Source organism: Streptomyces sp. NPDC059668 (genome assembly GCF_042734135.1).
GTDB lineage: Bacteria > Actinomycetota > Actinomycetes > Streptomycetales > Streptomycetaceae > Streptomyces.
On record NZ_JBHWEL010000134.1, the window covers coordinates 1 to 11,384 of the forward strand.

General features: G+C 72.0%; 9 protein-coding genes. 4 read left to right on the top strand and 5 right to left on the bottom strand.

Annotation, left to right across the window (positions count from 1 at the left end):
* Window positions 1-502: 502 nt before the first annotated feature.
* Window positions 503-2,422, top strand: a complete 1,920-nt coding sequence (locus ACFV2J_RS41890) for a ricin-type beta-trefoil lectin domain protein (protein ID WP_385090941.1) — start codon at window positions 503-505, stop codon at window positions 2,420-2,422.
* A gap of 76 nt (window positions 2,423-2,498) precedes the next feature.
* On the opposite strand, the gene ACFV2J_RS41895 is transcribed toward ACFV2J_RS41890, so the two are convergent.
* The 3 genes from ACFV2J_RS41895 to ACFV2J_RS41905 form a co-directional block, all read right to left on the bottom strand.
* Entirely contained in the window at window positions 2,499-3,758 is a 1,260-nt protein-coding gene (locus ACFV2J_RS41895; protein ID WP_385443728.1) for a hypothetical protein, read from the bottom strand.
* A 231-nt stretch (window positions 3,759-3,989) separates the two neighbouring features.
* Window positions 3,990-4,706 carry a DUF4232 domain-containing protein gene (locus ACFV2J_RS41900; protein WP_385090936.1) on the bottom strand — a complete coding sequence of 239 codons (717 nt, stop codon included), beginning with the start codon at window positions 4,704-4,706 and terminating at the stop codon, window positions 3,990-3,992.
* 119 nt (window positions 4,707-4,825) lie between these two features.
* The gene (locus tag ACFV2J_RS41905; RefSeq protein ID WP_385090933.1) at window positions 4,826-6,208 is read right to left on the bottom strand and encodes a serine/threonine-protein kinase; all 1,383 of its coding nucleotides are present in this window, start codon (window positions 6,206-6,208) and stop codon (window positions 4,826-4,828) included.
* A 46-nt stretch (window positions 6,209-6,254) separates the two neighbouring features.
* On the opposite strand from ACFV2J_RS41905, the gene ACFV2J_RS41910 reads away from it, so the two are divergent.
* Together ACFV2J_RS41910 and ACFV2J_RS41915 are read left to right on the top strand one after the other, a co-directional pair.
* On the top strand, window positions 6,255-6,806 hold the full coding sequence (locus ACFV2J_RS41910) for an RNA polymerase sigma factor (RefSeq protein WP_385090930.1): 552 nt from the start codon (window positions 6,255-6,257) through the stop codon (window positions 6,804-6,806).
* 176 nt (window positions 6,807-6,982) lie between these two features.
* Entirely contained in the window at window positions 6,983-7,474 is a 492-nt protein-coding gene (locus ACFV2J_RS41915) for a hypothetical protein (protein ID WP_385090927.1), read from the top strand.
* 543 nt (window positions 7,475-8,017) lie between these two features.
* Here the strand turns inward: ACFV2J_RS41915 and ACFV2J_RS41920 are convergent.
* Entirely contained in the window at window positions 8,018-8,233 is a 216-nt protein-coding gene (locus ACFV2J_RS41920) for a dodecin (RefSeq protein ID WP_356798239.1), read from the bottom strand.
* Window positions 8,234-8,449: 216 nt separating this feature from the next.
* Here ACFV2J_RS41920 and ACFV2J_RS41925 point away from each other — a divergent pair, with 216 nt between their 5' ends.
* Complete coding sequence (locus ACFV2J_RS41925; RefSeq protein WP_385090924.1) at window positions 8,450-9,709, top strand: extracellular solute-binding protein; 1,260 nt, start codon at window positions 8,450-8,452, stop codon at window positions 9,707-9,709.
* A 27-nt stretch (window positions 9,710-9,736) separates the two neighbouring features.
* On the opposite strand, the gene secY is transcribed toward ACFV2J_RS41925, so the two are convergent.
* Window positions 9,737-11,044, bottom strand: a complete 1,308-nt coding sequence (gene secY, locus ACFV2J_RS41930) for a preprotein translocase subunit SecY (RefSeq protein WP_385090921.1) — start codon at window positions 11,042-11,044, stop codon at window positions 9,737-9,739.
* Between the last annotated feature and the right edge of the window lie 340 nt (window positions 11,045-11,384).

An 11,384-nucleotide genomic window follows, 5' to 3' on the forward strand; every position in this document is an offset into this window, starting at 1 on the left:
CAATTGGGAGCGCTCCCAATTGAGGCCACCGGACCCTTGCGAAGGCGGCATGCCGGGCCGATGGGCGGCCGGGTGAACGCCTTTTCCGTCGAGGGGACCTCGGGGGGCGGGTGTCGGGCGTGACGGTCCTGCGGAAGGTCCGGGGATTTCCGTCTTCTTTTCTCGGAGCCTCTATTGACGTTTCGTCAATCTCCCCGGTGCCCGGCGGAATGGGGAAAACGAGGGGATGGCTTGTTCCGGCAAGGTCCGCTGTGCAAAGGTGTGCCTTGTTGGCGTGCAGACAATATTTACTTCCTTCTGTGCGTGCACGGTGTGGCCGTCCGCCCCGCTCTCCGAGAGCCGTCGAAGCGGGTGCTTGCGGTGGCACGGTCCCCATGGGCAGCCCCTTCGCCTGGCCTGGCGGGCTGCCTGCCCATTGGTATGGACTAATTCATGCGTTGCCTTTGGGAGGAAAGCGGACGTGAATGACCCCGCCCTGTCTCAGTCCCCGGAATCCGCTCGCTTGTTCGAGATATCGGATGAGCGACTGGCGGCCGAACTGAAGAAGAGCTCGGGGAACACGCCCGCGCACCACCCCGTCGGAGAACTGCTCGACCGCCACTGGGAAGCCGTCTTCGGCTACGCGCGGCTGTGCACCAACGGTGTGCGGCCCGCCGGAATGCTCACCACGGCGGCATTCACCCGGCTGTTCGGCGAATCCCTGCGGCAGACCGGACCGACGGCAGCCTGGCGGCCCCAGTTGCTGGTCACGGTGCGCCGTATGACCGCCGAATGGCTCGCGGACCAGCGGCGGGAATCGCTCCACCCCGAACTGCTGGCCGGTCCGGACGGTGAGGAGCGGGTCGTGGCGCGGCTGCTGCCGCCGGAGGGCAGGCGGCTGCTGTCCCGCGCGTTCCAGCGGCTTCCGGAGCCCGCCCGCTGTCTGCTCTGGCACGCCGAGGTCGAGGCCGAGCAACTGCACGTACCCGCAGCGCTGTTGGGCATCCGCGAGGACGCCGCCCTGATCGAGCTGCAACGGGCCCGTGAGCGTCTGCGCGAGGGCTGCCTGGAGATCCACCGCGAACTGGCCCCCGAGGAGGAGTGCCGCCAGTACCACCGCATGCTGGACGTCTCGTTGCGGCGCGGCGGTGACGAACTCGACCCCGATCTGCGCCGGCACATGGGCCGCTGCCGCCACTGCCACCACACCGCCGAGCAGTTGCGCCACTTCAACGGCGAACTCGCCCTGCCGCTGGCCGAGTCCGTACTGGGCTGGGGCGCGGAGGCCTATCTCGCCTCCCGGCCCGGACGCGCCGTCGCGATCGTGGAGGTGTCGGGCGACGCGCCCGGAACTCCGGGCGTCCAGGCGGTCCCGCCGCTCCCGGACCACGCGCCGCTTCCGGACCACGTGCCCCTCCCGGACCACGCACCCCTCCCGCCGAGCCGGCCACCGCGGGCGACGCCGCGCGGCCAGTCGTCCGCCGACTCCCGCCGGGCGACGCACAAGGCACCCCGGCGCTCCCCGGGCCGCCGCAACATCGCGCTGGCCGCGCTGACCGCCGGTGGCCTGATCCTGGTCCCGCTGGCCCTGTGGGCGGCACAGGGCTCGGACGGCACCGCCGAGGGCGCCGGTCCTTCGGGCAGGCCGAGTTCGGGCCCCGCCAAGGCACCCGGTGCGAAGCCGTCGTGGATAAGCGACGCGCCGAACGGCACGGTGCGCGGTCGGTTGCGCAACGTCAAGACCGGGATGTGCGTCGGCATCGTGGACGGGAAGCTGGTGAAGGGGGCCGAGACGGTGCTCACGTCATGCTCCTCGGCCACGGCACAGGAATGGTCGTACGAGGCGGACGGGGTGCTGCGCGACGTCGCCGACCCGGGCCTGTGTCTCGACTCCCACCTCGGCTACTCGGTCCAACTGGCCTCCTGCACCGGCGAGTCGGGTGCGGCGGGCAAGAACGTCCGCTACGACTTCACGGTGCGGGGGGAGCTGGTCCCCCGAGGCAACCAGGACCTGGCCCTCACCCCCGCCGCCACCAACGGTGCCGGGGCCCTGGTCCTCAAGCTCCGCAAGGACCAGGCCGTCCAGCACTGGACCCTGGACAGCTCGTCGCCCTCGCTCCAGATGGCGGCGGTGAACTGGGACGCCGACGGGGCGGCCGGCGAGCCCGCGCCCCGGGAGTCCCCTGGGGCCTCGCGGTCGGGTGCGCCGAACGGTGCGTCCAGGGTCTCGCCCGAGCCCTCGGCCGGACCGTCGACACCCGCTGCCGACCCCTCCGACCCCGATGCCACGTCCTCCTGCTCCCCGTACGACTGCCCGCCGGGGAACGGCCAGTACGGCACCCCGGGATCCGGCGACGGCGGTTCCTGGGGCAACGGCGGTCACGGAGACGGCGGTTACGGCGGCGGCTATGGCTCCGGCGGTGGCTGGGGCGGCCACCGCTGACGCCCTCCCCTCCGGTCCCGCTCCCGGGGAACGCGCTGCCCGGCCCCCGGGCTCGGACCGCCTCCGCCGGGAGGTGTCACGACGTGGCGGTGGCCGACCCCGCCGTGGCCGACGCGGAGGCGGCGGTGCCCAGGAACTCCGCCCACCCGCCGAGTGGGGACTGTCCGGGATCGAGGGTCCGCAGCTTGCGCAGCACCGCGGGGTCCTGGGCCTCCAGCCACTCCACCAACTGGCGGAACGAGACCAGGCGTACCTCGTCGTGCCCCGCTATCTGCTCGATGGCCTGTTCGACGGCGTCCATGTATATGCCCCCGTTCCAGCGTTCGAAGTGGTTGCCGACGAAGAAGGGGGCCCGGTTGCTCTCGTAGGCGCGGCGGAAGCCGGCGAGGTAGCTGTCGCGGGCCTGCGCACGCCAGGCGTCGTACTGGGAGCGGTCACCGAGCGGGTTGGCGTTCGACTGGTTGGCCATCAGGTTGTAGTCCATGGACAGGACCTGGAAGGTGTGGCCGGGGAAGGGGATGGACTGGAGCGGGAAGTCCCAGACGCGGCCGTTCTGGACCTTGCCCGGCCACATCTGCAGGCCGCCGGGGGAACTGGCGTCGTACTTCCAACCGAGGGCGGCCGCCGTCGGCAGCAGGTTGGACTGGCCCTCCAGACACGGGGTGCGGCCGCCGATCAGCTCCTTGTCGTAGTCGAAGGGCAGCGGTTCGAGATCCGTGAAGCCGGTGTTGGTCTTCCACTCGGTGACGAACCTCTTCGCCTGGTCGATCTCGCTGCGCCACTCGGCGGGTGACCAGCGGCGCACCCCGTCCGAGCCGCAGAAGTGCCCGTTGAAGTGGGTGCCGATCTCGTGTCCCTCCAGCCAGGCGCCCCGGATCTGCTGGAGCGTCGCGTGGATGTGCCGGTCGGAGAGGTAACCGATCGCGGAGGCGCCCACCGGGTGCTGCGGCGGGCTGTAGAGGTGCTTCTTCGACTCGGGCAGCGTGTAGATGCCGCTGAGGAAGAAGGTCATCGAGGCGCCGTGATCGGTGGCGACCTTGCGGAACCGCGAGAACAGCTGGTTGCTGAGCTCGCCCGCGCCGTCCCAGGAGAACACCACGAACTGCGGCGGACGCTCGCCGGGCTTCAGCCGCTCGGCCTTCGGCTGCCGCGGCTGGGCCCCCGTGTCGGCGGTGGAACCGTCGCCGATGAGCCGGGGCCGCGGGGTCGCGTCCTTCACCGTCCCCTTGCCGTCGCCGCCCACGGACCAGTCCTTCGCCGAGCAGGCGGAGAGCGCGCCGAGCGCTCCCGCGGCGGCCGTCGCCGTCAGCAGCCGCCTGCGTGAGATGCCGGTCATGATGAACCCCCGATGTCCTCGATACCGCTCCCGCGCCGGGCCGGAGCTTCCGTTCCCGCGACGCGCCGCCCTGCGGAGGGCGCGTCGAAGGGTGGGATGCGCGGGCGTCCGGGAAAGGTCGCCGGCGGCGGCACGTGTTGCCGTTCCGTGACAAACCCCGCCGGTCCGCGGTGCGGACGGCGGGGCGGCGGGGTGCGGAGCGGACGGCGGGGACTGGCGGGGAGGGCGGGGTCAGGCGCCGGTACCGGCCCTGACGACCGTCAGGGAGACCGAGGAGGAGTTCCCCGACACCGGGACCTTGCCGCCCTTCCAGGTCGTCTTGAGCGGGTCCCGCTCGTCGGGCGGCGTGACGACCAGCGACGCCGGCGTGGCCGTGTGCGCCCCGCTGATCTCCGGGTTGGAGAACGTCAGGCCCGCCCACGCGCTCTGCCCGGGTGACAGCGTGACCGTGGCCGGTGACCCGGGGGAGCGCTTCGGGTCGGGCCCGAGCTGCTTGCCGGACGCGTCGACGAAGGCCGCCCCGGGGTAGCCGCGCAGGGTGCAGGTGCGGTGCGAGGTGTTGGTGAGGACGACGGGGAAGTTCTCCTGGCCCGCTCCCGGGTCGTTGCCGCCGACGGTCGCGCGCAGCTCGGAGGTGTGACAGCGGGTGCTCGCCGCGCCGCTTCCCGTCGAGGACGTGGCCGAGGCGGAGGCGGAACCCGTCACCGGGGCCGATGTCCTGCCGCCGCCGGCCGAGGCGGTGCTGGTGCCCGAGCCGTCCGGCGTCGTGTCGCCGGAGGCCGGCTGCGCCGTGCCGGGGAGCTTCTGCGGGGTGCCGCTCGTACCGCTGTCGGTGCCGCAGGCCGAGAGCGTGCCCAGCAGCGCCACACCCGCGACCACCGCCGCCCAGTGGGCGGGGGAGGACGTGCGGCGTACGGGAACCCCGTCGCCGTGCCGGAAGCTCGCCATGTCAGCACTCCTTCGAATCAGCGCACGCCGTGTCCCGTGCGGACGGCGCTCCGTGCTCCGTCACCAGTGTCCGATGCGTGCCGGCCCGGAAAAGTTCGCGGGTCCGGCACGCGTTCTCGTCAGGTGCCTACCCGTACGGAACCGAGCACACGGTCGGTGGCGTCACCGTCGCTCTTCTGGCGGATCTGCACGTAGAGCTGAGGCTGTGCGGCGCCGCCCGCGGGGGTGAGCCCCGCCTCCGTGAGCGAGCCGTGGCCGCCCGGGCAGTGGCTCCAGGTCCTCACCAGCCCGTGCCAGTGCGCGCCGGTGTAGGTGCGGCTGCCGTCGTAGTGGCATGCGGTGTGGGCGAGCGAGGCGACGTCGGTCCGTACGTCCCCGTGTTCGCTCAGACCGACGAACACCCCGTCGACACCCGAGCGCAGGTCCTGCCACGCGGCCAGGTCGTCGGCGACGGCCAGCCCCGGTGCGTGGGTGTCCGACAGGCCCACGGTCCGCGGATTCCACCCGGAGTCGCGCAACTGGCGGCCCCAGGCGCGCGGCACCTCCACCGTGAGCCGTCCCGAGGCGTCCGCGACCCGCACGGAACCGCCCGGGGACTGCCGGGTCACCAGGGCGGCGGTGACACCGCCGGCGGCGACCACGACCGCGACGGCCACCCCGGCCACCACGGCCCGCCGACCGCGCCGGGGCCCGCGGGCGGCCGGACCCGGCGCCGCCTCGGCCAGCCGCTCCAGCTCCTCGGCCAGACCCAGCGCCGTGGGCCAGCGCCGCTCCCGGTCGGGTTCCATCGCCCGCAGCAGCGCCCGCTGGACGCCCGGGGCCAGATCGGTACGGAGCCGGTCGGGGCGTACGACCTTGCCGGGCGGCCCGGGGACGGTGCCCGTGACCAGGTGGTAGCCGAGGGCGCCCAGGCTGTACACGTCGGCCCGCGCGTCGATCCCCGACCCGGGCTGAGCCTGTTCCGGTGGGGTGTAGCCCGCGGAACCCGCGGCCATCGTCAGCCCGGAGGCGTGTGCCAGGCTCTTGGCGAGCCCGAGGTCCGCCAGCAGGACCCGGTCCGCGGCGCCGGGTGCCGTGCGCAGCAGCACGTTGGACGGCTTGATGTCGCGGTGCACGATCCCGGCCTGGTGCAGCGCGGCCGCGCCGCGGGCCGCCAGGGCGGTCAGCCGCAGGGCCTCGGCCACCGGGAGCGGGCCACCGCCTACCCGGTCCGCGAGGGTGCCCCCGTCCGCGTACTCCATGACGAAGTAGGGCCTGCCGTCCGGGAGCTCACCGATGTCGTAGACCTGGACGACCCGGTTCGAGTCGGCCTTGCGCAGCAGCCGGGCCTCGGAGAGGAAACGCTCCCGGACGTCCAGGTGGTCGACCCAGTTCTCGGACAGCACCTTCACGGCGACGACCGCGTCCAGCACCTCGTCATGGGCGAGCCAGACCACGCCGAAGCCGCCGGCGCCCAGACGCCGTTCCAGACGGTAGCGGCCGATCCGCTGCGGAGGGTGCATGCGACTATCATGCCTGGCCTCAGATCGACACCGAGGGGAGCACCCAGTGCAGGACGCGGCGGGAACCGAAGAGCTCGCACTGCGCGCGGCCGCGGGCGAGCCCGGTGCCCTGGACCTGCTGCTCCAGCGGCTGGAGCCGGAGGTCATGCGGCGCTGCGGGCGCTTCCTGCCGTGCCGCGAGGACGCCGAGGAGGCGGCACAGGACGTCCTGCTCCAGGTGGCGCGGAAGATCACCGGCTTCGAGGGCCGCAGCCGCTTCAGCACCTGGCTCTACACCGTCGTCGCCAACTGCTCCCGCCAGAAGTACCGCGAGCTGAAGCGGCGGGCCGCCGAGCAGCCGGACGTCATCGACGCCTCGCAACACGTCGACCCGCGCACCACGAGCGTCATCGCCGGTTCCCGCGTCGACCTCCTGGAGGCGCTGGAGCGGCTGGAGCGCGAGCACCCGCACCTGGTGGCGCCGCTGGTCTACCGGGACATCTGTCAGCTGGAGTACGCCGAGGTCGCCGAGCGGGTCGGCATTCCGCTCGGCACGCTCAAGTCCCGTCTGCACGAGGCCCGTAAGCAGGTCAGGCCCTGGCTGGCCGACGCCTCGTGACGTCGCCGCACTCCCGGGATGCCGCCAACACCCTTTTCGCGAGGGGGAGTCGGCGCGGAGCGTGAGGCGGTCGCGGGCCGGGGAGCGGGCGTGCCGCCGGTCCCTCCGCGGGACGGGGCCACGGGGTTCCGGGTCGCCGGGCGCGCCGGGTGTCGCGGGACCTTAGGGTGGTCGGCGTGACGCAGAAGAACAGCAGACCGCTCGCCGTGTTCGACCTCGACGGCACGCTCGCGGACAGCGCGCACCGGCAGCGGTTCCTGGAACGCGCCCCGCGTGACTGGGACGCGTTCTTCGCGGCCGCGCCGCAGGATCCGCCGCTGCCCGAGGGTGTGGCCATGGCGACGGAGAGCGCGCGGGAGTGCGACGTGGTCTACCTGACCGGCCGTCCCGAGCGCTGCCGCCGTGACACCCTCGCGTGGCTGGCCGCCCAGGGGTTGCCCGAGGGGCCGGTCTGGATGCGGCGCGACGACGACCGCAGGCCCGCCCGCCGTACCAAGTCGGAGATCCTCCGCCGGCTCGCGCGCGACCGGGAGATCCGTGTCCTCGTGGACGACGACGAACTCGTCTGCGACGAGGCCGAGCGGGCCGGGTTCAAGGTCGTACGGGCGCGCTGGGCGACGGCGTCATCGACCCTGAAGAACGCGCAGGGGCGCGAAGGCCGGACCTGAGCGGGCCGGCTGACGTGAGCGGGCCGACGCGAGTGGGCCGACGTGAGTGGGCCGACGTGACCGGGCCGACGTGGGCGTCCCGGCTCGGTCCGGCGCGTCCCGGCCCGGTCCGGTCCGGGCCGCCCGAGGGTGACGGGCGGGCGGCCGGACCGTGTTGAACCGGCGGGTGCGCCAACGGCAGGGGTGTGACGGGCCGGAGCATCGGCGGCGGGCTCGCGATCGACGGGCCGACCCGCGGCCGCGGTGTGCGCCGGTCGGCGTACGACCGGCCCGGCGCGGACGACGTGGGCGCCCGTCCGAGGCGACGCGAAGGTCGCCGGTCGGCCGTTCGGGGGGTCCGCTCGCGATCCCGCTCCCGGCCGGGCACGCGTGGTGGCCGGAGGAACGGGTCGGTGCCGCACGTCCACGAGGTCCGGCGCGCGACTTCGCGGCGGACCTCGCCGGCCCGCGGCGGATCGCGGCGGATCGGCATACGCCCCGGCAGGGGAGCGGTAGGTGGCCCCGGGGAGGGGCCACATCCCGGGAGAAGCGACGCCCGTGGCGTCAGGCGCCGTCCTCCAGACGGAAGCCGACCTTCAGGCCAACCTGGTAGTGCTCGACCTCCCCGTCCACGATCTGCCCCCTGACCTGGGTGATCTCGAACCAGTCCAGGTTGCGCAGGGTCTGCGAGGCGCGGGCGATCCCGTTGCGGACGGCCTGGTCGATCCCCTCGGGGGAGGTGCCGACGATCTCGGTGACCCGGTACGTGTGGTCGGTCATGCGGGTGCTCCTCTCCGCCGTGGCGGGTGTGCCACGCGTCATTCCACGGTGCCTCACGGCGCCGCGGTGCGCGAGATGTCGGCAGTGACGTGACCGGTCTCCCTTGACGGGTCTGATTGGTCCATACCAAAATCAGAACACCCGTACGAGCACTGTGCTCGTCCCCCACGTCGGGTTCTCATTCCGCTGTCCGCAAGACAGAACAGGACCCCCTCCGTGACGCGTCGTCTGCTCGCCCTCGCCTGTGTGACCGCCTCCCTGCTGACCGGCTGCGGAGCTCTGCCGGGGGAAGGCGGTGGACGCCACACCGTGACGGTGTGGCTGATGAAGGACAGCGCCTCCGAGGAGTTCCTCAAGCAGTTCACCGAGGATTTCGAACGGACCCACCGGGACATCGCCCTCGACATCCGCATCCAGCAGTGGACCGGGATCGTGCAGAAGGTCCAGGGGGCGCTGAAGGGCGGGCGAGGCGACGGTCCGGACGTCATCGAGGTGGGCAACACACAGGTTGCGCAGTACGTGGACCGGGGCGGCCTCAGCGACCTGACACTCGAGTCCGTGCGCGACTGGGGCATGGACGACTGGCTTCCCGGCCTCGCCCAGCCGGGCCGGTTCAGCACCCGCCAGTACGGCATCCCGTGGTACGCGGCGAATCGCGTCGTCATCTACCGCAAGGACCTCTTCGACCGGGCCGGGATCGAGAAGCCGCCGAAGACCCGCGAGCAGTGGATCGAGGACACGGGACGGCTCAACTCGGCCGGGAACCAGGGGATCTATCTGGCCGGGCAGGACTGGTACACCTTCGCCGGGTTCGTCTGGGACGAGGGCGGCGAACTCGCGACGGAGTCCGCGGGAACCTGGCAGGGCTCCCTGCGGACGCCCGCGGCCCTGCGCGGCATGGACTTCTACCGGCGGCTCCAGGCGCTCGGCTCCGGGCCCGCCGGCGCCGACGAGGAACACCCGCCGCAGGCCGGGGTGTTCGCCGGCGGTCATGTGGCGCAGATCGTGGCCGTGCCGGGGCTCGCCCAGGCGATCGTGGAGCAGAACCCCGCGCTGCGGAAGAAACTCGGGTTCTTCCCCGTCCCCGGCAGGACGGCCGCCGAGCCCGGCGCCGTCTTCACCGGCGGCTCCGACCTGGTGGTGCCCAAGAACACCGACGACCGGCGGGCGGCCACGGCCGTCGTCTCGGCCCTCGTCGGCGCCAAGTGGCAGACCCGGCTGGCCCGGACGATGAACTACGTGCCCAACAAGACCACCCTCGCGAGCGCGGTGGCCGGCGAGGAGGGCGCCGCGGCCATGGCGGTGGGCGCCGCGCGCGGCCGGGCGACCCCCGCCTCGCCCCGGTGGGCCGCCGTCGAGGCCGACAACCCCATCAAGACATACATGACCAAGGTCCTGAGCGGTGGCGACCCCGCGACCGAGGCCGGTCGTGCCTCCCGGCTGATCACGGAACGGCTGGCGGAGTCCGGGGGATGAGTCCGGGGCCCGGGTCCCCCGGGGGTGTCACCGGAGGAAGCCCGCGTAGTTGTGCTGCTCGATCTGGCTGCTGATCTGTTTCACGGTCTCCAGGCCCACGCTCACGATGATCAGAATGCTCGTGCCGGTGAGCTGGTTGGCGCCGCCGAAGCTCGCGAAGGCGACGGTGGGGACCAAGGCGATCAGGCCCAGATAGAGGGCACCCGGCCAGGTGAGTCTGTTGAGGACGTACCCCAGGTACTCGGCCGTGGGCCGGCCGGCCCGCAGGCCCGGGATGAACCCGCCGCTCTGCTTGATGTTCCCCGCCACCTCCTCCGGATTGAACGTGATCGCCACATAGAAGAACGCGAAGAACACGATCAGCAGGAAGTACGCGAGGACGTAATACGGATGATTTCCCCGGACGAAGTTCTGGGTGACCCATGTGGCCCACGCCGCGTGCGAGTTGGAGAACTGCGCGATCAGCGCGGGAATGTAGAGGAGTGAGGAGGCGAAGATGACCGGTACCACACCGGCCTGGTTGACCTTCAGCGGAATGTAGGTGGCCGTTCCGCCGTACGACCTGCGGCCGATCATCCGTTTCGCGTACTGCACCGGAATGCGGCGCTGCGCCTGTTCCACGAAGACGACCAGGGCCACCATCGCGAACCCGACGAGAATGACGACGCCGAAGCCGAGCCACCCGTCGGCGATCTGGCCCTCCTGTTTGACGGTCCACAAGGCGCCGGGGAACGTGGAGGCGATGGAGATGAAGATGAGCATCGACATCCCGTTGCCGATGCCGCGTTCGGTGATCAGCTCGCCGAGCCACATCACACAGGCCGTCCCCGCGGTGATCGTGAGCACCATCACCAGCGTGGTGAGGATCGAATCGTCCGGGACGATGCCCGAGGCGGTCGGGCAGCTGGGGAACAGCGCGCCACTGCGGGCGGTCGCGACCAGGCCCGTGCCCTGAAGGACGGCGAGGGCCACCGTCAGATAGCGGGTGTACTGGGTGATTTTCCCCTGTCCGGCGGCGCCCTCCTTCTTCAGCGCCTCCAGTCTCGGAATGACCACCGTCAGCAGCTGAAGAATGATGCTCGACGTGATGTACGGCAGAATGCCCAGCGCGAACACCGTGATCTGGAGCAGGGCCCCGCCACTGAACAGGTTCACCAGACCCAGCAGCCCGCCGTTTTTCGTCGCCGCGTTCACGCACGCCTGGACGTTGCGATAGCTCACGCCGGGGAGCGGAACATGCGACCCCACGCGATACAGCACGATGATGCCGAGCGTGAACAACAGCTTCTTGCGCAGGTCCGGGGTTTTGAAGACCTTGGCGAATGCGCTCAGCAAGGGTTCCTCCTTCGCCCCTGCGTCAGCACGTCAGAGGTGAACAGAAGCAGATTTTCCGAGCTCGGGAACACGCTCAGGAACGCAACGCGGAGCAATGCGCCGCGATGTGGGGAAATTCAAGCACCATCATCGAATGGCACATCCGGGTCGGCAACCGGAAAGACCCTGGCCGACACCCGCCGGCGGCGGTGCCTTGCGCCGGCCGGGCGCATCCCGGACGCCTCCCGACGGGCCGATGGCCACGCCGGGTCCCGGTGACGGGCGCCGGAACGGACCCGGGGGGCGCGGGGGGGGCGGGGGGGGCGCCCGCGCGCGGCGGGCGGGGCGCGCGGGGGGGGCG